A 23,981-nucleotide genomic window follows, 5' to 3' on the forward strand; every position below is an offset into this window, starting at 1 on the left:
GCCTGCTCGAATGCCTGTCGGTTGGAATGTTCGCCATAGTGGGCCTGCGCTGCATCCCCAAGGTTCGATTGAAAGATCCCCGCCGCACTGACCGGCAGGAAATCTTCGTACACCAGCGGTTCAGCTTTCACATAACCATTGCGCAACAAATCCTCTAGCGAGGCGTCACCGAGGCTAGCGGAGCAAGAAATCGTGCCCACTTGGTGGAAACCATTTCTTGGTTTAGTGGTGCTAAAAGTCTGCAATCCTGCGGAATGTCCTTGATTCATAACCAACCTCTTTATGAAGTTTCGTAACTAGGTAAAGGATTCCGATGATCCACGGTTCACCGTCGCTCTGAATTAGTACGGGAAAATTTGGTAGGTATCCCTTTTCGCCCGTTATGAACTCATAATCCGGTAGGCTTTTCGAGGTCCCACGATCGGGCGATTCGAGGAAGCACAATGTTACTGGCCTGAACTCAGAAATGAGGACTCTACGTGCGGTCGAGTCGTAGCGCCCTTGCCCGGTTTTACTCCTGATGTGATTTCTTGCCACGACGAATTATCCGGAAATGTTATCTGTATGGGCATACAGTTTTGCGCTCGGATTATGCTGTCAATAGGGCTACATTCGGACTATCGTCAAAGATCATCAGGCTCGGCAGGTGCGCCAGCGCTCGCGCAATGTTGCCCAAGCCAGCCTTGAAACCGTCGATTCGTGTCTGTTCGAGGGCAAAGCGCTTGTGGCGTTCGGGTGCCAGCGCAGGAGCTGTCGGATTGATCAGCGTCCATGCCGTCGGCGACCACACCAGCAAGTACATCGCCATGACTTCGGCAAAGGTCACCAGATGATTGTCAGCGCTGCTGCTGGTGAAAATCGGCTTACGCGCACCGCCGAAAAATCGCTCACGCAACGTCTCGTTGCTCTCCAGTGCCGGTAACAAATCCGCACGGTGGTAATAGCTGGCCGGGTGCTCGTAAAGCTTGGCGCTGTCACTGACCACGGCGCCTTCGAGGTGTTCGTCGAACAGACCGAGGCGTTCGATCAGGGCATGAATCGCCCGCAGCGTCGGCCCCGCAACGTCATCGGCGTAGACCTGGTCGCCGCTCATCATCAACAGGGCGGGGCGTTGTTGCGGATCGGTTTCGTCCGCCAACAGTTGATCGACACAGAGCAAACCATCCGCCGCTGGGTGATGCGGCTTGCGGCAGGAACCGTGGAGCAGATGGTCGATGCGTGAACGCAGGACGAAGTTCGGGCAGGTGGCATTGCCATACAACAGATGCGGCGCCCAATCGACGATGCGTTCCTGGCCTTCGATCAGCAGGTCATAGTCGATGCGGGTGTCGCAGGGCAGGGCGCTGTCCAGGGCTACATCAATGAGATGAACGAACGCCTGGCGGCCTACGGGAATGACCGTGCATTTCTCGGTATCGAGGGGAATGTCTCCTACACCCTGCAGGCGCAAGGTCAGCGACAGTGGGCGCGTACCGACCAGCCACAACACCAATCGCGTCGGCTCCAGCCGTCGCAACAGCGGGCGGGCCAAGACAGGAGGCAGCGGGATCAGGTCATTGGGTGTGGGTGACATCAAGGGCAAAGCTCAAGGCGCACAAGCCGGCGATAATAGCGCAGCGGGCGCCTTGAACCCTTAAACGAGGCTTAAGATTCGCTCTTCTTCAATTTCAGATCGAGCAGTCGCCACGCGGCTTTGCTTGCATCGTTGCCGTCCACTTGTTGCACTGAACAGTCAAACCGATACCTCACATCGTCTCCCACCATGTTCCGTGAGGTGGCGGTACTTGTAATGGTGTAGGTCTGATCCTTGAACCGTTGACTGCTGGCGTCCTTCGCGCTTGCCATCACTGTCGACGCTGAAAAGCGCATCGCACTCTTGATAAAGGGTTCGCAAATCATGAAAGCCATCAACGATTTGTCCGCGTTCGGATTACTGCCTGCCACTCTGCGCAAAGCGGCAAAATCGTGGCCCACATTGTCCTTGAAGTCCTTCTCCAGCAGCGAAGCAGGTAGCCGTTTGCTGAAGTTCGGCAGGAGAGCGGACTCAGGTGGTGAAGGCTCGTTCTGCGGCTCGCTGGCGACGTAGGCCGGGAGTTTGTCGGAAACAGGCGCAGGCGCAGCAACGGGAGGTTCCTCAGGCGCGGATTCGGCTTCAGGCATGAGGGCCGGTTCAGCGCTCTGCTTCGCGGCGTTCTGTATCTTTGCCTGCTCGACTATACGTTCCGGCGCGAACAGCGACATCGTGACGGAAAACACCACAAACCCGACAATAAACCCCGCCCCTGCACCGAGAACGTTGCCGATAAACAGATTCCAACTGCCACGGTTTTTTACCACCCAGCGCCACATGAAACCCCACGTCGCCAGAAATGCGAGTAGACACAGAAACTCCATTCGATCCTTTCCTTAACCTGCAAAAACCTTGAAACAGCGCGTATTGATGAGGCGCGCTGGAGATGGACGGCAAGATAACAAAATAGTAGCTTCGCGCCACTTTCTTCAACTGCGTAACGGACTACACATGCCTACCGTTTCTTCTGTCTTGCGCCTGCTCAGCGCTTTGTTCTTCGCCATCGTAATGACCCCGGCACTTGCCTACTGGGATGAAACCCCGGAGGAGGCCTGGAAAGGATACCTCTCCGATTGTCAGAGTTTTCAGGACGTAGTGAACAGAGTTCAAAACGGGACCATGACGACCAGGCAAGCGATGAACCGCGTCGACAGCTTGAATCACACTCTTTACGTCCATCGCGATCACCTCGCCAAGGCAAGCCTTGCCTCTCCCGAATATGCCCGTTGCGAAAACGTCATTGCCCAAGCGTTCGAGATCCGGAACAAGGAAGAGGAGGTCCTGGTCAGAGAGCTTCAAGAGCAATACTTCAAGGCCCAGGCCGAGCACAAGAAGACCCCGCAATACAAGCGCGCCCGCGCTCTGGGCTTTAGCGACGTCGGCGGAATCGCCAAGCTCAACGAACTCGCCGAGGAATCGGAAACCGATGGCGAAGCGTATCTGAAGACGTTGATGATTACGGTCGACTGGGAATGCGGCCGACATTTGCGCGCCGTGCGATACGTCAAACCCTACGTGATCTACACCGTCCACCCCGATGCGGGCAGCTGCACCGTTTATAAGGAAGTCGCGGTGCTGGGCGCAGCAATGGTAGAGAGGGGCGACCCCATCGACGAGGACTTGATATTTCAGTACGTGGGATGGAAGAAACTGACTGGAGCGGGTGGGTTTGCGATCAACATTCGAGTGGTAAAGGTGCTCAAGTAATCTGCAGGTTTGTTCTTCAACCTGAGCGTGGGCAAGTGATCGCGCGTTGGATCACAGAATGTCCTTCAAGTAACCCTTGAGCGCGAGGAGCGGCTGATCGAGCTGCTCCAGCGACTGCGCCTGGCTGAAATCGGCTGACAGTTTGTGCAGTTCACGTCCCAGCGGTTTCTCGACACCGCCCAACGCATCCATCGCCAGCCCCAGGCACTCATTCATCTTGAATTGAATGGTCTCGACATCGCCCCGGCGTACCAACAATTCGAAAATATCCCGCTGGTAGTCACCCATGACCATGTCGTCCCGCAGAATCGGGCTCAGGCCTTCTTCCTCGTAGGCGAGTTTGAGGGAGAAAAGGGCGACTGTTTCCAGTGACGTTTCCATGGTGTGCCTTTAGCGACGTCCTTCAGAGTGAGTGTCGAAAACGTGGATGCAACCTGCGAGAGATGCACAAGGCGCCCCTGTTTTCAGATGGGCGTGATTATACGGAGAGGGATCAACAAGTGCAGCCCGGGGTGAGACTGGTCACGCTAAAGCCGATCAGTAACCTTTACTGGATCGAACGCCATTTCCCACGGGAGATCGGCGAGTAAGATGGTGAGCCCTGACAACTCGACGTTAACTCTTGGATACGGGCGGAGCGACGACCATGGAATAGGACGACAAACTGATGGAAAACGCCTTGCTTGCCCTGCTGGCAGCCTTCAGTTCCGACGACGGCAATGCCTGGAAAGGGTTCGACTTCGAAGTCATGAATCGATTGCATGAACAGGGTTTCATCAGTAACCCAGTGAACAGAAACAAGTCGATCTGGTTGACGGAGGAGGGGCTGGAGCGAGGTCGCAAGATTGCCTCGCGGTTGTTCGGAGAGAGTGCCCAAGTCGAGCCTGCGTGCAGTTCCGACATCTGAGTCCCTGCTACGGCGATTGGAGCTGGGAGGACGGGTCGTGGACGCCTAAATAAACCATCTGACTAAAGACCAAATTTACTGATTTTCTTTTATCTCGACATGCCCCCCCGATTGCGCTTTGATCCGGGAAAAATTGCCGTCAGTCGTTAAGGTTAGGCTGAAGTTCACGACGTACTGGCTGTTTTGTCCTGATGGATGTGGGAAAACATCCAGTCGATAAAGATCTGCGTTTCGGCCGCAGCCTCTTGGGAAACGCCATAGTAGTAGCGGGTCAGTGGCAGACGCAGGGAGGGCAACGGGCTGATCAACCGTCCTGTGGACAAGTCCTTGCCCAGCAGCGATTCCGGGCACAGGGCCACGCCGAGCCCATCGACGGCGCCCTGTAACACCAGGTGCATGTGATCGAATTGCAGGGTGGGCTGACTGTGTAATTGGGCGATACCGGTGTGATCGGCCCAGTTTTTCCAGTCCATGCTGCGGGTTCTGCCTGCCAGCAAGGTATGACGAAGCAGGTCTTGAGCGCTGTTCAGCGGCACGGCTTGCAGTAGTGAAGGGGACGCGACCAGCACCATGTCATCTTCCAGCAATATTTGCGGTTGAACATTGGAGGACCATCCGGCCTGCCCACGGCGAATGACCACGTCGAATGTTTCCCGCGATTGATCCGGTGGCAGGGTACTGGTGACCACTTCGGGCTGGATATCCGGATAAAGTGCCATGAAATTCGGCAAGCGCGGGATCAGCCATCGCACTGCAAAGGATGGGCGCACATTGATGGTCACTTTGCGCAACGGGGCACTACGAGTCAGGGCTGTGGCAGCGTTGGCGATTTGCGCCAAGGCCACACTGATATGCTGATAGAACGTCTGGCCGGCGGGCGTGAGCACGGATTGCCGGGTCCGACGCTCGAAAAGCGGCACCCTCAGGTGTTCTTCAAGCAGCTTGATATGACGGCTGACGGCACTATGGCTGACATGCAGTTCTTCGGCCGCACGGCTGAAGCTCTGATGGCGAGCGGCAGCGGCGAAGGCACGGACGGCGTTCAAAGGGGGAAGGTCGGAAATCATGTGTCTAATTTAGTCACATCCGAGGTGCAATTAAAGCGTTTGTCAGCGTTCTCGCTTCACGCCAATCTGAAGGCCGCACTTTGTCTTGCCGGCCATTGATCCAATGTCAGTCAAAAACACCCATGTAGCTGATCGAGCCTCGATGCGAGCAGCCGCCATATTGGGCCTTTGCCTGCCCGCAGACACGTTGCTGTATTTGCTGCTGCCCATGCAACCAGAGGCCTTCGGCATCAACCTGGCACAAGCGGGCATTTTGCTGGCCGTCAACCGTTTGGTGAGGATTTTTGGTTACCGCTACGCCATGAGTTTTTATGCGAGCAAAGGTGATCGCCCGGCTTCGCTACTGGCCGCCGGGACTGCGGCGCTTTGTGCATTGGGTTACGCGACGCTTTCGGGATTCTGGGCGTTGCTACTGTTGCGCCTGAGTTGGGGTCTGTCCTACGCAGTGCTGAACTTGTCCGCACGGTCATGGCTCGTGTTGCGGTCTGGTCGTTTATCGAAGGGCTGACACTGGACGGGCTCTTTATTATCGGTCTTTCACTGCAGGCGCAGCAGTTGATGGCGGGCGACGCAGTGATGGTGGCCGGGTTGCTTCTGGCCTTGAGCAGCGAACGCGTATGGAATGACTACAAGCATATTCATCCCTGTCTCTATGGCTTCGGTGCCGGGTTGTTGCTGACGGGTTTATTAGGCAAATACATCTTATGGGCCACGCAGAGTCTTCTGGATGTGCTGCCTGGAATCATTCATGGCTAGTTACGGACTATTTATCATTCTGGCAACCCTGACGGTGCTGAGCCCTGGCCCTGGCGTGGTATTGACCCTCTCCAACTCATTGCGACATGGCTGGATGGGCTCGTTGCCGGGCATCGTCGGTATCGCCCTGGGGGCGTTTGTCGTGGCGGGCATTTCCGCCAGTAGCATAGGGTTGGTCCTGGCCACCTCGGCCACTGCGTTTACGATTCTCAAATACGTCGGCGCACTGTATTTGTTGTACTTGGGGATAAAGATGTGGCGTACCAAGAGTCTTATCCCGGAACTCAATGTCACATCGTCGCGTCCGTGGCGTCGATTCGTCGAGGCGTTGTCGATACAGTTGCTTAATCCCAAGGCCGGTTTCTTCTTCCTCGCGGTGTTCCCGCCGTTCATCAAACCTGAGGGTAACTACTACAGCCAGTTTTTCTTGCTGGTGTCGTCCTATAGCTTGCTCGTGGTGCTTGTTCATACCGGATATGCCCTGATGGCCAACGGTGCAAGAGGCTGGCTCTCCACGAACAAGGGCGCCAGAATTGTCGGAAAACTGTCGGGCATCACCTTCTTCTGTTTTGGCGTGCTGATGGCTACAGCCAGTAAATAAACAAACTTCGATGATTTAACCCGGGAGGCTACATGGCCAAGAAGGCGATCAAGTTTCTACTCGTGGACGAAGACCGTGAGCGGCTAAAGAAAATCGCTCGCTCCGGACTTCTGCCGCATAGAAGCGTTACCCGAGCTACGATTCTGCTGCTATTGGAAAGCGGACTATCCCCCAAGGAGGGTCGCGGTAGGGACGGCAGTTTCCTGCCGCCCCTACCGCGACCGGATGACTAAAAATCGCCCAAAAACGCGCATTGCCGCATCTGTCCGGCATCAGTAGGATTTGGTCATCGCTGACATAAATGGATGTGTATATGGAAGGCATGCCGAGAGTGGAAATTGAGCGCGTTGCGTACCAAGAGTTTTTATCTCTTTGGGAACGCGGAACATTCGCTAATCAGCGCTTGGGCCAAGCGTTCTATAACCATTTTCGGCTTCATCACCTAAGCGACCAAACGCGCCTGCTCAGTCTCTATGAAGCTGACGGAGACAAGGCCATGACCGCGATCTCCCGCCTGTTCCAAATCAGATAACTCCGACCTCCCCTTTTTCCCCTGTGACCGCTGCTAGGCTGGTGCCACGAAGAATGTTTCCCGAGAAGTAACAATTCCAGCGGTTTGAAAAGCTACCCGCCACTAGTTAAATTCAACGGAAATCTACTTTGAAAATAATAAGCGCTACCCGTTTCGATGATGTCGACCATGATGCTGGGTTTGAATACCGTGGCTTTAACTACATCATCCAGAATGGCGAGGACACTTTTATTATCAGAACTTACGACGAGTCCGGTAAAGCTACTGTGGTGCATCCAACAAGCATGTCCAAACACTCAAGTCTCAGGGGACTCGTTGGTTTTCTACAATCTGAACTGGGCTTATCCAGAATATGCCTCTACAAGTGCGAACTTGGGATCTATGCCGAAATCAACCTCAACAGCCTGGAGTTTCTCTCGGCTTGAATTCAGCCGCTGACTACAGCGGCCTATACGCGCTGCAAAAAAATTTCGGAAATGATACCAAAAGTACAAGAGCACTCGAAAAATCTCGTTGAACGAAATCTTCACCTCGGGCATCCTTCACCGCGATTTTTCAAGGACGATTCACTTTTATGCCTGCCCCACGTACGGAAGCGCCTCCGCGCCAGCGCTTCTCATATACGCCCCCGCATTGAAAGCCATCCCTGCTTGGGCGACGGCTACGTCGAGCGGCTGCTCGTAAAAACACCAATCGTCTAACGCAAATTGCGTCCCCATGCTCGCGCGCGCATCACGAGCCCGCCACTGACATTTCGAAACGGAACCTCCCATGAGTGGAAAACCAGCTGCTCGCGTCTCAGATCCCACCAGTTGCCCACTTCCAGGACACGGTACCAATCCTATTGCCAGCGGCTCGCCGAACGTATTCTTCGACGGCCTCGCAGCTGCTCGCATGACCGACAAATCCGCCTGTGGTAGCCCGATTACCGGGGGCATCAGTTCGACTGTATTCATCAACGGCCTGAACGCCGCGACAATAGACAGCACCGGGGGACACGGCAACATTGTCATTGGCGGTTCCGGCACCGTCATCATCGGCGACACCTTTGTATCAGCGCCCTTCAGCGGTTTACTGCCAATGCCGGTGCACTTCAGCGACAAGATCAAACTGGTCGACGGCACGACTGGCGAGCCAATGCCTAATCACGGTTACGCCATCCAACGTGAGGATGGAAGCCTGGAACATGGCGTTAGCGACTCGATGGGCTTCACCCATATAGTGAGTTCGCACTTGGCAGAAACCATCAAAATCTTTCTGGAAGACTAAGTAATGGCCGCAGAGCAAATTGTTCTTCCAAACGGCAACACCGCAAGCCTGGCAGCAAGAAAAACATTGACCGCTGCAAATGACTCAACCGTAAAAGCAGTACCAGTTCCGGAAAAGAAGGCCATCGTCTTCTTTATCGGTGGCGCCGCAGACCAGGAAAAATATTACTTCCAAGGTGCCTATCACAACATCGATGCCGCAAAAAATCTGCTCGACAACAGAATAAGCCCAAACGCAAAACTGAAACCCAAATACACAAGCTGGGCCAGAGGCTACAACGACGCCAAAGGCTCCGGCGACATCAAGACCAACTTCATCGATAAAATACCCAGCAAATCAAGCCCGGTGTATATCGTGGGTCACAGTTTGGGGGGATGGAACGGAGCACATCTTTCCAAAATTTTATCTGAAGCGGGTTACACCATTAAATTTCTGGTGACACTCGACCCTGTCGGCGAAGGTTTTTGGGTATGGCTGGGCTCGGATATCTACATGTCAGAGCCGCAACCTGTCGCAGAGTCCTGGATTAACATTCGAGCCAACTCAAGCAAACCCGACTCTTCTGACAGCGTCGCTGATTTCGGCGAGCGCTGGAATATAAAGTCCGGTCCGACCATGAACAAAACCATCGACATTCACCACGCCTCTGCAGACTGGATGTTCATTCAACCTGTTCAGGAAACAAAATCAGCGCTCGATCTGATTTTTGATTCCATCAATGGTATTTTCGGCCAATGAATCTATATCGCGGCTTCGTTTACCTGACATTACTTCTCTGCGCGGGCTGTGTAAAAACAGCCAACATCCCTCCCGCAGACCTCACTTTGTCGTCTTTTGAATTAGGGCCGAATAATCTTTTTACTGTGAAATTCACTTCAACAGTAGATTTGGCTAGCGCATTCAATGATTTCGAAAACTCTAATCAGCTCACACCAACGCTGACCTGCTCGTTAGACGGCGATATGGATTTTTCGTCCGAGCATTCAATCAATATAAAGGCTGAAGGTCTGGTGAATGCGAGCAGCCAAACCAGACCAAATTACACTTTCACTTCAGAACTTGTTTTTTACAATACAAGACCCGATGGGACGCAACTCGATCTGAATGATTACGAAGCCGTCCGGCCGCTTCTAGCCAATAAAGCTCTCATACCCTGCAAGGTAAGCATTACCGCGTATGGATATAAAACCTATTACACGAAGTCATTGATCATTCCAACCACGAAAATGACAGAGCAGATATTTAAAAACCCTTAGCTTTTTTAGATAGCACCGCAGGACAGCCGGAGGCGAATCTGGCTCGATGCTCTAGACTGCATGTTTCACACCTTCGAGGAACTGAATGTCTGGCTCGGCCGACGTTGCCTGTCGCTCTGGAGCGAACTGGTGCATCCGCAGTACAACGGGCTGACGGTGGCGGAGGTCTTGGAGCTGGAGCAGGCCGAAATGATGCCAATGCCGACGGCATTTGATGGCTCCGTCGAGCGTACCGTGCGGGTCTCCAGCACCTGCCTGATCAGCGTGGCGCGAAATCGCTATTCAGTGCCATGTGAGCGTGTTGGTCAATGGGGCAGCAGCCGTTTGTACCCTTCGCGGATCGTGGTCATTGCCGACGAAACGGTGATCGCCAGTCACGAACGGCTCTTTGATCGAGATCAGGTCGGTTTTGACTGGCAGCACTACATCCCACTCATCGAACGCAAGCCTGGTGCACTACGCAATGGCGCGCCATTTGCGGATCTGCCAAAACCGTAACAGCTTCTCAAACGCGGACTGAGGCGTCACACCAACGGTGATCGAATCATGATGCAGGTACTGGCTGCTGTGCCCATCGCCGGTCTCGAACCAGTGCTGGTGGCGGTGGAGCTGGTACTTGAATCGGGAAGTCTGAGCGCCGATCACATCCTCAATGTCGTTGCCCGCCTGACCTCCACCGCACCACCTCTCTGTGTAGAAACCAGCCTGCAACTCAAAGTGGCGCCTGTTGCCAATACAGCACGCTACGACCGGCTCCGTACTGCCGATGAGTAGAATCGCAATGCGTGACCTAATGACTGAACTCAAAGAACTGCGCCTGCACGGCATGGCCAGTGCTTGGGAAGAACTGGTCTCTCAAGGAACAGCGTCGACGGCTTCATCGAAATGGCTGCTGGAACATCTGCTTCAGCAGGAATATGCGGATCGCGCGGTGCGCTCGGTGAATCATCAGATGAACATGGCAAAACTCCCCATGCACCGTGACTTAGCTGGCTTTGACTTCAGCGCTTCCAGCGCTGATGCCCGGCTGGTCAGCGATCTATCCAGCTTAGCGTTCACTGAAACCGCGCAGAATGTCGTGTTCATCGGCGGCTCTGGAACCGGGAAAACACACCTGGCCAGTGCCTTGGCTGTATCTGGAGTCACGGCCCACAACAAACGCGTGCGCTTCTTTTCCACGGTGGATCTGGTGAATCTGCTGGTGCGTGAGAAGTACGATGGCAAGGCAGGGCGAATCGCCCAGGCACTGCTGCGCACAGACCTGGTGATACTCGATGAGCTGGGGTATTTGCCCTTTAGCCAGAGTGACGGCGCACTGTTATTTCACTTGCTGTCCAAGCTTTACGAACACACCAGCGTGGTCATCACCACCAACCTCAGCTTCTCGGAGTGGTCGAGTGTATTTGGCGACGCAAAGTTGACCACCGCGTTATTGGATCGGCTGACACACCACTGCCACATCGTCGAAACAGACAACGAGTCTTTCCGCTTGCAACACAGCACCTTGGCCGCCCAGACAAAGATCAAGTCACGGGAACGAAAGCGCAAGGACGGAGATGATATCGAGGACGATGGGCCATTTTGATCGTCACCATAAATACCCTGCTGCATGCATAAATGCGGTGGGGCTTGATGCGTCTTGAATCGGAACACTGCTGCTAAGCTTATCCACAATTGCTGGGACAGAAATCAGCAATCCGTCCTGGGTCAATTTTCAATCGGCAGGGTGGGTCAGTTTTCAATCAGCGCCAACAGCCTCCAAGAAAAAAACCTCTGAAAAAGCACTTATCCCCCTCCCGCCGACGGGCCTTGCGTCCTTTTTTTGTGCAAATCCCGATGTAGTGCAAACGAACCTACAGCCCAGGCGGGCCGTGGGGCTCTGCAGGCGGTCGGCAATTTCACAAAGTGCAAAGTTTTGAAAGGAAATGCAGCGCGGTTGCATAGCGGCACTCAGGGCGGTCACGGGCGGGATAGCTCTGGAACCCCTGGTTTCATTGGGCGGAAACTCTCAAAACGTGGCTTTCGGTGTGTTTTCCCAAACGCGCACGATCTTTTTCGGGTGGCAACTGCATGTGTGCGTGGAGAGGCAGATTCCCCTGTATCCCAAGTGCGGCAAGGGTTTCAGCCGGATTGAAGAGTTTCAGCGGCTTTCACAATCCGGGGGCGTTAGCTAGGGGGGGCGGGATAAACGCCAAGGCTGCCGGGAAAACCTTTTCTCGGTAACCCCCTCCAAACGTGTAAGTGGTGTCAGGAGCGTCAGAAAGCGGCTGGGAGCCCCGTATTTGCTGGGCTTCGTCACTTACAGTAGGACTGTAGAAAACTGTAAGCGAGGTTGGTTCTGTAAAAAAAAACTTTAAATCAACGGTTTGAAAGATTGCTCACTTGCAGTCGAAAACTGTAGGGCAAAAACAACCATCCGACACTTCACTTACAGTCTTGAAAGCTCTCAATCCCTTGATTTATCTGGGTTTAAGAGAAGATTGAAATCTCACTTACACTTCTTACATGTTTTTGAGAGTAGGACCGGAAAACTTTTTCCCCTCGTATAGGGGGTGTGTCTGATGCGCGGACACTCATTGCGGACTTGAGAAAACGGGCCTCTCAAGCATGTCGCTCACTCTCGCTGGCCAACCTGGTCGTCCGCCAGTTGTTGTAGGAATCAGCCCGCGACAGGGGAGAGCGGTTGGTGAGGTAGGTAAATTGCGGTTACGCCATTTTTACGCCACCCATAAAAAAAGGCCTTGCTAAGCAAGACCTTTCTTAATTTTGGTGCCCCGAGGGAGACTCGAACTCCCACTCCTTTCGAAAACGGATTTTGAATCCGCCGCGTCTACCAATTCCGCCATCAGGGCTCAATGGCGGCGAAGTATAGAGATGAGATTACCGTTGGTCAATCACGTTTCATGGTCAATTTTCGATATTTCCGCTAGACTTTCGGGCCCTGCTAGACGAACCCCATCATGCGCGTTGCTGACTTTACCTTCGAACTCCCTGATTCGCTGATCGCTCGCCACCCTTTGGCCGAGCGTCGCGGTAGTCGCCTGTTGACCCTGGATGGGGTTAGCGGCGCCCTCGCACACCGTCAATTCACTGATTTGCTTGAGCATTTGCGCCCGGGCGATTTGATGGTGTTCAACAATACCCGGGTGATTCCGGCGCGGCTGTTCGGGCAGAAAGCCTCCGGCGGCAAGCTGGAAATCCTCATCGAGCGGGTGCTTGATGCGCATCGCGTGCTGGCGCATGTACGTTCCAGCAAGTCGCCGAAGCCGGGTTCGAAGATTCTCATCGATGGCGGTGGCGAAGCTGAAATGCTTGCGCGCCATGATGCGTTGTTCGAGTTGGGCTTCGATGAAGAAGTGCTGCCGCTGCTCGATCGCGTCGGGCACATGCCGTTGCCTCCTTATATAGACCGCCCGGATGAAGGCTCGGATCGCGAGCGCTATCAGACGGTGTACGCCGAGCGCTTGGGCGCGGTGGCGGCGCCGACGGCGGGGCTGCATTTCGATCAGCCGCTGATGGAGGCGATTGCCGCCAAGGGCGTCGAGACCGCATTCGTCACGTTGCACGTTGGCGCAGGTACGTTCCAGCCGGTGCGCGTGGAGAAGATCGAAGATCACCACATGCACAGTGAGTGGCTGGAAGTCGGCCAGGACGTGGTTGATGCCGTCGCCGCTTGCCGTGCGCGGGGTGGTCGGGTGATCGCGGTCGGCACCACCAGCGTGCGTTCGCTGGAAAGTGCGGCGCGTGATGGCGTGCTCAAGCCGTTCAGTGGCGACACCGACATTTTTATCTTCCCGGGCCGGCCGTTCCATGTGGTCGATGCCCTGGTCACCAATTTCCATTTGCCGGAATCCACGCTGTTGATGCTGGTTTCGGCATTCGCCGGTTATCCCGAAACCATGGCCGCCTACAAGGCCGCCGTCGACAACGGTTACCGCTTTTTCAGCTACGGTGATGCGATGTTCATCACCCGTAATCCCGCATCTACTGCCCCTAAACAAACAGGCCCAGAGGAAACAGAATGAGTCGCGAATGTCGCATGTCCTTTGAGCTCCTGGCCACCGATGGCAAGGCCCGTCGTGGTCGCCTGACCTTCCCGCGTGGCACCGTCGAGACCCCGGCGTTCATGCCGGTGGGTACTTACGGCACGGTCAAGGGCATGTTGCCGCGTGACATCGTCGCCACCGGCGCCGAGATCATCCTGGGTAACACCTTCCACCTGTGGCTGCGCCCGGGTACTCAGGTGATCAAGGAGCACGGTGACCTGCACGATTTCATGCAGTGGAAAGGCCCGATCCTGACCGACTCCGGCGGTTTCCAGGTGTTCAGCCTTGGCGCGATGCGCAAGATCAAGGAGGAGGGTGTGACCTTCGCCTCTCCGGTGGATGGCGCCAAAGTGTTCATGGGCCCGGAGGAGTCGATGCAGGTTCAGCGTGACCTGGGCTCCGACATCGTGATGATCTTCGACGAATGCACGCCGTATCCGGCTGACGAAGACGTCGCGCGCGTGTCGATGGAGCTGTCGCTGCGTTGGGCTCAACGCTCGAAAAACGCTCACGGTGACAACACCGCGGCCCTGTTCGGTATCGTACAGGGCGGCATGCACCAGGATCTGCGCATGCGTTCGCTGGAAGGTCTCGACAAGATCGGCTTCGATGGCCTCGCCATTGGCGGTCTGTCGGTGGGCGAACCGAAGCACGAGATGATCAAGGTGCTGGATTATCTGCCGGGCATGATGCCGGCTGACAAACCTCGTTACCTTATGGGCGTTGGCAAACCGGAAGATCTGGTTGAGGGTGTGCGCCGCGGTGTGGACATGTTCGATTGCGTGATGCCAACCCGTAATGCCCGCAATGGGCATCTGTTCATTGATACAGGCGTTCTGAAGATCCGTAACGCATTCCATCGCCATGATGAATCGCCGCTGGATCCGACCTGCGATTGCTATACCTGCCAGAACTTCTCCCGCGCTTATCTGCATCACCTGGACAAATGCGGCGAAATGCTGGGCAGTATGCTCAATACCATCCACAACTTGCGCCATTATCAGGTGCTGATGGCTGGTTTGCGCGAGGCTATTCAACAGGGTACATTGGCCGCCTTTGTCGATGCCTTCTACGCCAAACGCGGGCTCCCCGTTCCGCCTTTGGACTAAGTTTTCTGACCCCAAGATTCAACATTTGCAACTGGAGTGCTAAATGAGCTTTTTTATCTCTAATGCCATGGCTGACGCTGCTGCACCGGCTGCTGCCGGCCCAATGGGCGGCGGTTTCGAGTGGATTTTCCTGGTCGGCTTCCTGGTTATCTTCTATCTGATGATCTGGCGTCCACAGGCCAAGCGCGCCAAAGAGCAGAAGAACCTGCTGAGCAGCCTTGCGAAGGGCGACGAAGTGGTTACCACCGGTGGCATCGCCGGCAAGATCACCAAAGTGGCCGATGACTTCGTGGTTCTGGAAGTTTCCGACACCGTGGAAATGAAGTTTCAGAAGGGCGCCATCGCCGCCACGCTGCCAAAAGGCACGCTGAAAGCGATCTAAGCAACAACTTCTACTCAATCGACGGGGCGCGCAAGGCGCCCCGCGTCATAACGGGCGGCGTGATGCTGAACAAATACCCTCTGTGGAAATACATTCTGATCCTGGCGGTGCTGGCGGTCGGTCTGATTTATTCCGCTCCCAATCTTTACCCCGATGACCCGGCTATTCAAATCAGCGGCGCCAGCACGGCTCTGCAGGTCAATCAGGCCGATCTGGACCGCGTAAGCACCGCGCTTCACGAGTCCGGGATCAACGTCAAGGCGGCCACTCTGGCGGCAAACGGCAAGGGCGGCTTGATCCGTCTGAGCAAGGCTGAAGATCAGCTGCCGGCCAAAGACGTTGTGCGCAAGGCATTGGGTGATGACTACGTCGTCGCGCTGAACCTGGCACAAACCACCCCGCAATGGCTGCGCAATCTGGGCGCGCACCCGATGAAGCTGGGTCTGGACTTGTCCGGTGGTGTGCACTTCCTGCTGGAAGTGGACATGGATAAAGCCCTCGATGCACGCCTGAAAGTCTACGAAGGCGACGTCAAGAGCCTGCTGCGCAAAGAGAAGCTGCGTTATCGCAGCCTGCCGCAACTGGGCGGTGCCATCCAGCTGGGCTTCGCTGATGAAGGCAGCCGCGAACAAGCCCGTGCACTGATCCGCAAGAACTTCAACGATTTCGACATTGTTCCGGCCGACCTCAATGGTCAACCGGTGCTGCGTCTGGCGATGACCCCGGCCAAGCTGGCGGAAATCCGTGAATACTCCATCAAGCAGAACTTGACCACGGTACGTAACCGCGTCAATGAGCTGGGTGTTGCCGAACCGATCGTCCAGCGTCAGGGCGCCAACCGCATCGTGGTTGAGCTGCCGGGCGTGCAGGACACTGCCGAAGCCAAGCGTATCCTCGGCAAAACGGCCAACCTTGAGTTCCGTCTGGCGGCAGAGCCGGGCGCTTCGAAAGCCACCTCCGAGACGTTCGAGTTTCGTGAAGGCAATCGTCCTGCGGCGCAAATCGAGCGTGGTCTGATCATTACAGGTGATCAGGTTACCGACGCCAAGGCCGGTTTCGGCGAGCACGGTACGCCTGAAGTGAACATCCGTCTGGATGGTCATGGTGGTGAGCTGATGAGCCGTGCGACCCGTTCGAACGTCGGTCGCAGCATGGCAGTGATCTTCATCGAGCAGCGTCCGGTCACCACTTACACCAAGCAAGTGGTTGGTGGCGTCGAGAAAGACGTACCGGTGCAGACCTTCAAGGAAGAGAAGAAGATCATCAGCCTGGCGACCATTCAGTCGCCGCTGGGGGCTCAGTTCCGCATCACTGGCCTGAACGGTCAGGGCGAGTCGTCGGAACTGGCGCTGCTGTTGCGTGCCGGTGGTCTGGCGGCGCCGATGTACTTCGCTGAAGAGCGCACCATCGGTCCGAGCTTGGGTGCTGACAACATCACCAAAGGTATCGATGCATCGCTGTGGGGCATGCTGTTTGTCTCGCTGTTCATCATCGCCATCTATCGCTTCTTCGGCATCATCGCCACTGTCGCTCTGGGCGTGAACATGGTGTTGCTGCTGGCGCTGATGTCGCTGCTGGGGGCAACGCTGACCCTGCCGGGTATCGCCGGTATCGTCTTGACCATGGGTATGGCGGTTGACGCCAACGTGCTGATCTTCTCGCGGATTCGCGAAGAGATTGCCGCCGGGATGACCGTGCAGCGTGCAATCAACGAAGGCTTCGGCCGGGCATTCACCGCGATTCTCGACGCCAACCTGACAACCTTGTTGGTCGGCGGGATTCTCTTTGCCATGGGCACAGGCCCGGTCAAAGGCTTCGCAGTGACCATGTCCCTCGGGATCTTTACCTCGATGTTCACGGCCATCATGGTGACCCGCGCGATGGTCAACCTGATCTTCGGCGGTCGTGACTTCAAGAAGTTGTGGATTTAAGGGGCTGCCATGTTACGTACAATCAACTTCATGGGCGTTCGCAACGTTGCGTTCGGCGTCACATTGTTCCTTACCTTGCTGGCCTTGTTCAGTGTCGCCACCAAGGGCATGAACTGGGGGCTGGACTTTACCGGCGGTACGCTCATTGAGCTGACCTACGAGCGTCCGGCCGATGTCACCAAGGTGCGCGAGCAACTGGTGGAGTCGGGTTACCACGAAGCCATCGTGCAGAGCTTCGGAGCAACCACTGATCTTCTGGTGCGTATGCCTGGCGAAGACCCGCAACTGGGTCATCAGGTGGCTGATGCTCTGCAGAAGGTCGGCGGCGACAACCCGGCGACGGTCAAGCGTGTCGAGTTCGTCGGCCCGCAGGTCGGTGAAGAGCTGCGCGACCAGGGCGGCCTCGGCATGCTGCTGGCGCTCGGCGGCATCCTGCTCTACCTGGCTTTCCGCTTTCAGTGGAAGTTCGCGGTCGGCGCCATTGTTTCGCTGATCCATGACGTGATCGTGACCATCGGTATTCTGTCGTTCTTCCAGGTCACCTTCGACCTGACGGTACTGGCGGCAGTACTGGCGATTATTGGTTACTCGCTGAACGACACCATCGTGGTATTCGACCGGGTTCGTGAGAACTTCCGTGTGCTGCGCAAGGCGTCCTTGATCGAGAACATCAACATCTCGACCACTCAGACTTTGCTGCGCACCATGGCGACGTCGATCTCCACGTTGCTGGCGATCTCGGCTCTGCTGTTCTTTGGTGGTGACAACCTGTTCGGCTTCTCCATTGCCCTGTTTATCGGTGTTCTGGCGGGTACTTACTCGTCGATCTACATCGCTAACGTGGTGTTGATCTGGCTGGATCTGACCACTGAAGACCTGATTCCACCCGCCAACACCGACAAGGAAATCGACGACCGTCCATAACGGCCATCGTTTTCCCGGTTGTCAGCCAAAAAAGGCGCGAGTTGAACTCGCGCCTTTTTTTATGCTCCAAGGCTGGGATAAGCGCGGGCCCGTCCCGCATGTGATGGTCAGGAGGTTCATGTGAACAAGTCGTTACTGGTTGGTGCGGTATTGGGTGCTGTCGGTGTAACAGCCGGGGGTGCTGTTGCCACCTACAGCCTGGTTAAAAGCGGCCCTGAGTATGCGCAAGTGCTGGCCGTTGAGCCGGTCAAAACACAGATCAAGACTCCACGTGAAGTCTGCAAGGATGTAACCGTGACCCGGCAGGCGCCAGTCAAGGATCAACACCAGATCCTCGGCACCGCTATCGGTGCGGTAGCGGGCGGTTTGCTGGGTAATCAGGTGGGTGGTGGCACTGGCAAGAAGATTGCCACGGTGGCAGGTGCGGTCGGCGGTGGTTATGCCGGTAACAAGGTGCAGGAAGGTATGCAAAACCGTGACACCTACACCACCACGCAAACGCGCTGCAACACAGTGAATGACATCAGTGACAAGGTTGTTGGTTACGACGTGCGTTATTCGCTGGATGGCAAGGAAGGCAAGGTTCGGATGGATCGCGATCCGGGCAACCAGATTCCGGTCGACAAGGAAGGTAAATTGATTCTGTCGCAGAATGGGTCGGGCCAATAATCGTTCGATCGTTTGAGATGAAGCACCCTGCGGGGTGCTTTTTTGTGTCCGCGATTCAGGTCGCGCCGTAAATCCCTTGTGGGAGCGGGTTTGCTCGCGAATGCTGTTTAATATTCAAAGTGGATGCTGAATGAATCACTGCTCTCGCGAGCAAGCCTGCTCTCACATTGGGTCTGTGGTGTGTCTGGAGGTCTAAGTCATGGGCATTAAAAAAGCACCCCTAAGGGTGCTTTTTGCGTTTCGCTAAAAGCTTAGCGCTTCAGCGAAGCCGGCAGGTGCGGCTGGATGGCCGTCAGAACTGCCTTGAAGCATTTGGTGTTACCGGCAACGATGTGGCCTTTTTCAAGGAAATCGTGACCGCCGGTGAAGTCGCTCACCAAGCCACCAGCTTCTTGAATCAGCAGGGCGCCTGCAGCCATGTCCCACTCGGACAGGCCCGACTCCCAGAACGCATCGAAACGACCGGCAGCGACGTAAGCCAGGTCCAGACTTGCCGAGCCAGCACGGCGTATGCCGGCAGTCTGGCCCACCAGGGCGCGGAACATGCCCAGGTAGTTGTCGAGGTTGTCCATCTGGTCGTCACGGAACGGGAAGCCGGTACCCAGCAGGGCACCGTCGAGGCTGGTACGACCGCTGACGCGCAGGCGACGACCGTTCAGTTGAGCGCCACGACCACGGCTGGCGGTGAATTCTTCCTGGCGAACCGGGTCCAGAACCACTGCGTGTTCCAGGCGACCGCGATATTTGCAGGCGATGCTGACAGCAAAGTGAGGAATGCCGCGCAGGAAGTTGGTCGTGCCGTCCAGTGGGTCGATGATCCACAGGTATTCTTCGCCTTCGATGCCGGTGCCGGCGTGCAGGCCAGTTTCTTCACCCTGGATCGAGTGATTCGGGTAGGCCTTGCGCAGGGCGTCGATGATTTTCTGTTCGGCGGCGCGATCCACCTCGGATACATAATCCTTGGCGTCTTTTTCGTCGACCTTGATGGTATCCAGGCGCTCGATGGAGCGGAAGATCAGTTCACTGGCGCTGCGGGCGGCGCGCAGCGCGATATTCAGCATGGGCTGCATGGATGTGTCACCTAAGGTTGTTAAAGAAAGCCGCGCATTCTATCAGAACTTTTCTTCAGGTGAAGGACGCTGTTCGCTTTCATAGCTTAACGGTAGGCTGTTCTGTAAGATTTGCACCCCTTCCCTGTGTCCGAGAGCGCCTCCCTTGCTGCAGAACATTCGTGTCGTCCTGGTCAATACCAGCCACCCCGGCAACATCGGCGGGGCTGCGCGCGCCATGAAAAACATGGGTCTGTCGCGATTGGTGCTGGTTGAACCGCGGCTGTTCCCGCATCACGAAGCCGATGCTCGTGCTTCCGGTGCCGGTGACATTCTTGAAAACGCGCTAGTCGTCGCCACTTTGGAAGATGCCTTGGTCGGCTGCAATCTGGTGCTCGGCACCAGTGCTCGTGATCGGCGCATTCCGTGGCCACTGCTGGATCCGCGCGAATGCGGCACCAAAGTGGTTGAGGAAGCCGGGCAGGGCGCCGAAATCGCCCTGGTGTTTGGTCGTGAAGATTCCGGCCTGACCAATGAAGAGTTGCAGCGATGTCACTTTCACGTGCACATCCCCTCCGATCCAGAGTTCAGTTCGCTGAACCTCGGCGCGGCGGTGCAGGTGTTGAGCTATGAAGTGCGCATGGCCTGGCTGGCTGCACAGGGTCAGCCGAGCAAGATCGAGAAAGAAGAAGTGGCCTCGGTGAAAAGCGCCGAGCTGGCGACCATGGATGAGCTGGAGCGATTCTATGAGCATCTGGAGCAGACGCTGGTCGCCATCGAATTCCTTGATCCGGAAAAACCACGGCACTTGATGGCGCGCCTGCGCCGGTTGTACGGACGCAGCTCGGTCAGCCGGGCGGAGATGAATATTTTGCGTGGCATTCTCACGGAAACCCAAAAAGCGGCCCGTGGTGAGCTTCTTAAGCGGAAGGACTAAATGATGTTTGAGCGTTTGCGTGAAGATATCCAAAGTGTGTTCCATCGAGACCCGGCAGCGCGTAACGCTTTTGAAGTCCTGACCTGCTACCCCGGGATGCATGCGATCTGGATTCACCGATTGGCCGGGATGCTCTGGCGCCATGATCTGAAATGGCTTGCGCGTCTGGTGTCGAACTTTGGTCGTTGGTTGACCGGGATCGAGATTCATCCGGGGGCGAAAGTCGGTCGACGATTCTTTATCGATCACGGCATGGGGATCGTCATTGGCGAAACCGCCGAGATTGGCGATGACGTAACCATTTATCAGGGCGTGACCCTGGGTGGCACCAGTTGGAATAAAGGCAAGCGCCATCCGACGTTGGGTGATGGTGTTGTCGTCGGTGCGGGCGCCAAAGTGCTCGGCCCGTTCACGGTCGGTGCGGGTGCCAAGGTCGGCTCCAATGCCGTGGTAACCAAAGAAGTGCCGCCGGGCGCCACGGTTGTGGGGATTCCTGGGCGAATCATCGTCAAATCCGATGAGGAGCAGGACGCCAAACGCAAGGCCATGGCCGAGAAGATCGGCTTCGATGCCTATGGTGTCAGTGAGGACATGCCTGACCCGGTGGCGCGTGCCATCGGTCAGTTGCTCGATCACCTGCAAGCGGTGGATGGGCGACTGGAAGGAATGTGCGGCGCGCTAAAGGATCTGGGCAGTAATTACTGTGCGAAAGATCTGCCTGAGCTGCGTGAAGAAGACTTTGCCTGTGTAAAAGACAAGGATCAGAGTCAGGCGAGCTAAACCGCGTCGTTTTCTTCGCGAGCAGGCCAGCGTTGGAATGCATTCCCTTGTGGGGGTGGACTCGCTCGCGAAGAACGATAACGCGGTATGTCTGGCTGTGCGCCGCCAGCCTTTGCTATGATGCGCGCGCTCTTTTGGGGGTAAACCCGACTAAAGCACTAGGTCTTATAGTTGACTTAAATGCTCGGGAATTGCATACTCCCGCCCATTCTGAACTCCGTGGTAACTGTCCATGCGACTGACTACAAAAGGCCGATACGCCGTGACCGCCATGCTCGACCTGGCGTTGCACGCGCAGCACGGGCCCGTGTCCCTGGCCGATATCTCCGAGCGCCAAGGGATCTCCCTGTCCTACCTCGAACAGCTTTTCGCCAAGCTGCGCCGCAGCAACCTGGTTTCCAGTGTTCGCGGTCCGGGCGGTGGCTACCAGTTGTCCCGCGACATGCAGGGCATTCAGGTCGCTCAGGTGATCGATGCGGTGAACGAATCGGTCGATGCGACCAAGTGCCAGGGCCAGGGCGATTGCCATTCCGGCGACACCTGTCTGACCCATCATCTGTGGTGCGACCTGAGCCTGCAGATTCACGAATTTCTGAGCGGTATCAGCTTGGCTGACCTTGTCACTCGCCGTGAGGTGCAAGAAGTAGCCCAGCGTCAGGATCAGCGTCGTTGCAATGGCAAGGCGCAGCACCTGGACAAGATTGAAGCGTCCGCCGTCGAATGACAGCCAAAGAGCTAGCGGCACGCCAGCCAGCCTGATTTAGGAGATAGTCCATGAAATTGCCGATTTACCTTGATTACTCTGCGACCACCCCGGTCGATCCGCGCGTTGCGCAAAAGATGAGTGAATGCCTGCTGGTCGACGGAAACTTCGGTAACCCGGCGTCCCGTTCCCATGTGTTCGGCTGGAAGGCTGAAGAGTCCGTCGAAAATGCACGTCGTCAGGTGGCCGACCTGGTCAACGCCGACCCGCGCGAAATCGTCTGGACTTCCGGTGCTACCGAGTCCGATAACCTGGCAATCAAGGGCGCGGCACATTTCTACGCCTCCAAGGGCAAGCACCTGATCACCTCCAAAATTGAGCACAAGGCTGTCCTCGACACCATGCGCCAACTGGAGCGTGAAGGTTTCGAAGTGACCTACCTCGATCCTCAGACTGACGGTCTGATCACTCCTGAGATGATCGACGCCGCGCTGCGCGAAGACACCATCCTCGTGTCGATCATGCACGTAAACAACGAAATCGGCACCGTCAACGACATCGCGGCCATCGGCGAACTGCTTCGTTCGAAAGGCATCCTGTTCCACGTTGACGCCGCTCAGTCCACAGGCAAGGTCGAGATCGATCTGCAGAAGCTGAAAGTCGACATGATGTCGTTCTCCGCCCACAAAACCTACGGCCCTAAAGGCATCGGCGCGTTGTACGTCAGCCGCAAGCCGCGTGTGCGCATCGAAGCGACCATGCACGGCGGCGGTCACGAGCGCGGCATGCGTTCCGGCACTCTGGCGACTCACCAAATCGTCGGCATGGGCGAAGCGTTCCGTGTGGCCAAGGAAGACATGGTTGCTGAAAACGTTCGTATCAAAGCCTTGAGCGATCGTTTCTACAAGCAGGTCGAACATCTGGAAGAGCTGTACGTAAACGGCAGTCTGACTGCCCGCGTTCCGCACAACCTGAACCTGAGCTTCAACTACGTTGAAGGCGAATCGCTGATCATGGCACTCAAGGATCTGGCGGTTTCGTCCGGTTCGGCCTGCACCTCGGCATCGCTTGAGCCTTCGTACGTACTGCGCGCTCTGGGCCGCAACGACGAATTGGCGCACAGCTCGATCCGCTTCACCTTCGGCCGTTTCACCACCGAAGAAGAAATCGACTACGCCGCGCAGAAAGTCTGCGAGGCCGTTACCAAGCTGCGCGCTCTGTCGCCGCTGTGGGACATGTACAAAGACGGTGTCGACATTTCGAAAATCGAGTGGGCGGCACACTGATTTCAAGTCGCCGCGAACCGGCCCCGTCAACTCCGGTTGTGGGGCATAAAGAGCGACTCTCTGATGAGTGAGGATTAAGAATCATGGCTTACAGCGAAAAGGTCATCGACCACTACGAAAACCCGCGTAACGTCGGCAAGATGAATGCCGAAGACCCGGATGTCGGCACTGGCATGGTTGGCGCACCTGCGTGCGGCGACGTGATGCGTCTGCAGATCAAGGTCAACGATCAGGGCGTTATCGAAGATGCCAAGTTCAAGACCTATGGCTGCGGTTCGGCAATCGCTTCCAGCTCCCTCGCTACCGAGTGGATGAAGGGCAAGACCCTGGACGAAGCCGAAACCATCAAGAACACTCAGCTGGCCGAAGAATTGGCCCTGCCACCAGTGAAGATTCACTGCTCGGTACTGGCTGAAGACGCTATCAAAGCGGCTGTTCGCGATTACAAGCAGAAGAAAGGCTTGATCTGACTTTCAGGATTTGGCGACGAGTAAGGAGTC

At 56.1% G+C, this 23,981-nt stretch carries 23 protein-coding genes, 1 tRNA gene and 4 pseudogenes; 21 read left to right on the plus strand and 7 right to left on the minus strand.

Annotated elements, in window-relative coordinates; translation table 11 throughout:
• The 3 genes and pseudogenes from K5E40_RS27080 to K5E40_RS27090 form a co-directional block, all read right to left on the minus strand.
• Nucleotides 1–182 (minus strand): annotated as a pseudogene (locus tag K5E40_RS27080) (2-oxoadipate dioxygenase/decarboxylase family protein); the annotation flags it as partial.
• A gap of 437 nt (nucleotides 183–619) precedes the next feature.
• Nucleotides 620–1,573: pseudogene (locus K5E40_RS27085) on the minus strand (alkaline phosphatase family protein); the annotation flags it as partial.
• 71 nt (nucleotides 1,574–1,644) lie between these two features.
• Nucleotides 1,645–2,394 carry a hypothetical protein gene (locus K5E40_RS27090; RefSeq protein WP_221733354.1) on the minus strand — a complete coding sequence of 250 codons (750 nt, stop codon included), beginning with the start codon at nucleotides 2,392–2,394 and terminating at the stop codon, nucleotides 1,645–1,647.
• Between the two features lie 127 nt (nucleotides 2,395–2,521).
• Here K5E40_RS27090 and K5E40_RS27095 point away from each other — a divergent pair, with 127 nt between their 5' ends.
• Complete coding sequence (locus K5E40_RS27095; protein WP_221733355.1) at nucleotides 2,522–3,277, plus strand: hypothetical protein; 756 nt, start codon at nucleotides 2,522–2,524, stop codon at nucleotides 3,275–3,277.
• 51 nt (nucleotides 3,278–3,328) lie between these two features.
• On the opposite strand, the gene K5E40_RS27100 is transcribed toward K5E40_RS27095, so the two are convergent.
• Entirely contained in the window at nucleotides 3,329–3,658 is a 330-nt protein-coding gene (locus K5E40_RS27100; RefSeq protein WP_221733356.1) for a hypothetical protein, read from the minus strand.
• Between the two features lie 286 nt (nucleotides 3,659–3,944).
• On the opposite strand from K5E40_RS27100, the gene K5E40_RS27105 reads away from it, so the two are divergent.
• Nucleotides 3,945–4,184: a DUF6429 family protein gene (locus K5E40_RS27105; protein ID WP_221733357.1), complete on the plus strand. Its 240-nt coding sequence runs from the start codon at nucleotides 3,945–3,947 to the stop codon at nucleotides 4,182–4,184.
• Between the two features lie 164 nt (nucleotides 4,185–4,348).
• On the opposite strand, the gene K5E40_RS27110 is transcribed toward K5E40_RS27105, so the two are convergent.
• Nucleotides 4,349–5,251 (minus strand): LysR substrate-binding domain-containing protein, encoded by a 903-nt coding sequence (locus tag K5E40_RS27110; RefSeq protein WP_221733358.1) that lies wholly within the window; start codon nucleotides 5,249–5,251, stop codon nucleotides 4,349–4,351.
• A 103-nt stretch (nucleotides 5,252–5,354) separates the two neighbouring features.
• Here K5E40_RS27110 and K5E40_RS27115 point away from each other — a divergent pair.
• From K5E40_RS27115 to istB, 8 genes and pseudogenes are all read left to right on the plus strand, one after another.
• Nucleotides 5,355–5,854, plus strand: a pseudogene (locus K5E40_RS27115) (hypothetical protein); the annotation flags it as partial.
• A 145-nt stretch (nucleotides 5,855–5,999) separates the two neighbouring features.
• Nucleotides 6,000–6,608, plus strand: a complete 609-nt coding sequence (locus K5E40_RS27120; RefSeq protein ID WP_221733359.1) for a LysE family translocator — start codon at nucleotides 6,000–6,002, stop codon at nucleotides 6,606–6,608.
• 313 nt (nucleotides 6,609–6,921) lie between these two features.
• On the plus strand, nucleotides 6,922–7,140 hold the full coding sequence (locus tag K5E40_RS27125) for a hypothetical protein (RefSeq protein WP_221733360.1): 219 nt from the start codon (nucleotides 6,922–6,924) through the stop codon (nucleotides 7,138–7,140).
• Between the two features lie 771 nt (nucleotides 7,141–7,911).
• A complete protein-coding gene (locus K5E40_RS27130; RefSeq protein ID WP_221733361.1) occupies nucleotides 7,912–8,409 on the plus strand; it encodes a PAAR domain-containing protein in 498 nt (165 codons plus the stop codon).
• 3 nt (nucleotides 8,410–8,412) lie between these two features.
• Nucleotides 8,413–9,147 (plus strand): alpha/beta hydrolase, encoded by a 735-nt coding sequence (locus K5E40_RS27135; protein ID WP_221733362.1) that lies wholly within the window; start codon nucleotides 8,413–8,415, stop codon nucleotides 9,145–9,147.
• Entirely contained in the window at nucleotides 9,144–9,665 is a 522-nt protein-coding gene (locus K5E40_RS27140) for a hypothetical protein (RefSeq protein WP_221733363.1), read from the plus strand. Before K5E40_RS27135 ends, K5E40_RS27140 begins: the two co-directional genes overlap by 4 nt.
• Nucleotides 9,666–9,683: 18 nt before the next feature.
• Nucleotides 9,684–10,439, plus strand: a pseudogene (locus K5E40_RS27145) (Mu transposase domain-containing protein); the annotation flags it as partial.
• Nucleotides 10,440–10,446: 7 nt separating this feature from the next.
• Nucleotides 10,447–11,250, plus strand: a complete 804-nt coding sequence (gene istB, locus K5E40_RS27150) for an IS21-like element ISPsy20 family helper ATPase IstB (protein WP_221733364.1) — start codon at nucleotides 10,447–10,449, stop codon at nucleotides 11,248–11,250.
• Nucleotides 11,251–12,432: 1,182 nt separating this feature from the next.
• Here the strand turns inward: istB and K5E40_RS27155 are convergent.
• Nucleotides 12,433–12,517, minus strand: a tRNA-Leu gene (locus K5E40_RS27155).
• A 108-nt stretch (nucleotides 12,518–12,625) separates the two neighbouring features.
• Between K5E40_RS27155 and queA the strand changes: the two genes are divergently transcribed.
• From queA to K5E40_RS27185, 6 genes are all read left to right on the plus strand, one after another.
• Nucleotides 12,626–13,690, plus strand: a complete 1,065-nt coding sequence (queA, locus tag K5E40_RS27160) for a tRNA preQ1(34) S-adenosylmethionine ribosyltransferase-isomerase QueA (protein ID WP_221733365.1) — start codon at nucleotides 12,626–12,628, stop codon at nucleotides 13,688–13,690.
• 14 nt (nucleotides 13,691–13,704) lie between these two features.
• On the plus strand, nucleotides 13,705–14,820 hold the full coding sequence (tgt, locus tag K5E40_RS27165) for a tRNA guanosine(34) transglycosylase Tgt (RefSeq protein ID WP_162130185.1): 1,116 nt from the start codon (nucleotides 13,705–13,707) through the stop codon (nucleotides 14,818–14,820).
• Between the two features lie 43 nt (nucleotides 14,821–14,863).
• Nucleotides 14,864–15,202, plus strand: a complete 339-nt coding sequence (gene yajC / locus K5E40_RS27170; protein WP_003227923.1) for a preprotein translocase subunit YajC — start codon at nucleotides 14,864–14,866, stop codon at nucleotides 15,200–15,202.
• A gap of 62 nt (nucleotides 15,203–15,264) precedes the next feature.
• Complete coding sequence (gene secD, locus K5E40_RS27175; RefSeq protein ID WP_221733366.1) at nucleotides 15,265–17,133, plus strand: protein translocase subunit SecD; 1,869 nt, start codon at nucleotides 15,265–15,267, stop codon at nucleotides 17,131–17,133.
• Between the two features lie 9 nt (nucleotides 17,134–17,142).
• A complete protein-coding gene (gene secF, locus K5E40_RS27180) occupies nucleotides 17,143–18,057 on the plus strand; it encodes a protein translocase subunit SecF (RefSeq protein ID WP_221733367.1) in 915 nt (304 codons plus the stop codon).
• A gap of 120 nt (nucleotides 18,058–18,177) precedes the next feature.
• The gene (locus K5E40_RS27185; RefSeq protein WP_221733368.1) at nucleotides 18,178–18,726 is read left to right on the plus strand and encodes a glycine zipper 2TM domain-containing protein; all 549 of its coding nucleotides are present in this window, start codon (nucleotides 18,178–18,180) and stop codon (nucleotides 18,724–18,726) included.
• A 251-nt stretch (nucleotides 18,727–18,977) separates the two neighbouring features.
• Here the strand turns inward: K5E40_RS27185 and suhB are convergent, their stop codons facing one another.
• Nucleotides 18,978–19,796, minus strand: coding sequence for an inositol-phosphate phosphatase (suhB, locus tag K5E40_RS27190; RefSeq protein WP_016773320.1), 819 nt, complete (start codon nucleotides 19,794–19,796; stop codon nucleotides 18,978–18,980).
• A 145-nt stretch (nucleotides 19,797–19,941) separates the two neighbouring features.
• Between suhB and trmJ the strand changes: the two genes are divergently transcribed.
• From trmJ to iscU, 5 genes are all read left to right on the plus strand, one after another.
• Nucleotides 19,942–20,712, plus strand: coding sequence for a tRNA (cytosine(32)/uridine(32)-2'-O)-methyltransferase TrmJ (gene trmJ / locus K5E40_RS27195; RefSeq protein WP_221733369.1), 771 nt, complete (start codon nucleotides 19,942–19,944; stop codon nucleotides 20,710–20,712).
• A gap of 3 nt (nucleotides 20,713–20,715) precedes the next feature.
• Nucleotides 20,716–21,492: a serine O-acetyltransferase gene (gene cysE / locus K5E40_RS27200; RefSeq protein WP_221733370.1), complete on the plus strand. Its 777-nt coding sequence runs from the start codon at nucleotides 20,716–20,718 to the stop codon at nucleotides 21,490–21,492.
• Nucleotides 21,493–21,724: 232 nt separating this feature from the next.
• A complete protein-coding gene (iscR, locus tag K5E40_RS27205) occupies nucleotides 21,725–22,216 on the plus strand; it encodes a Fe-S cluster assembly transcriptional regulator IscR (protein WP_009045442.1) in 492 nt (163 codons plus the stop codon).
• Between the two features lie 50 nt (nucleotides 22,217–22,266).
• Entirely contained in the window at nucleotides 22,267–23,481 is a 1,215-nt protein-coding gene (locus tag K5E40_RS27210; protein ID WP_221733371.1) for an IscS subfamily cysteine desulfurase, read from the plus strand.
• A gap of 83 nt (nucleotides 23,482–23,564) precedes the next feature.
• Complete coding sequence (iscU, locus tag K5E40_RS27215) at nucleotides 23,565–23,951, plus strand: Fe-S cluster assembly scaffold IscU (protein ID WP_003227907.1); 387 nt, start codon at nucleotides 23,565–23,567, stop codon at nucleotides 23,949–23,951.
• The last annotated feature ends 30 nt before the right edge of the window (nucleotides 23,952–23,981 follow it).

Source organism: Pseudomonas baetica (assembly GCF_019733355.1).
GTDB lineage: Bacteria > Pseudomonadota > Gammaproteobacteria > Pseudomonadales > Pseudomonadaceae > Aquipseudomonas > Aquipseudomonas baetica_A.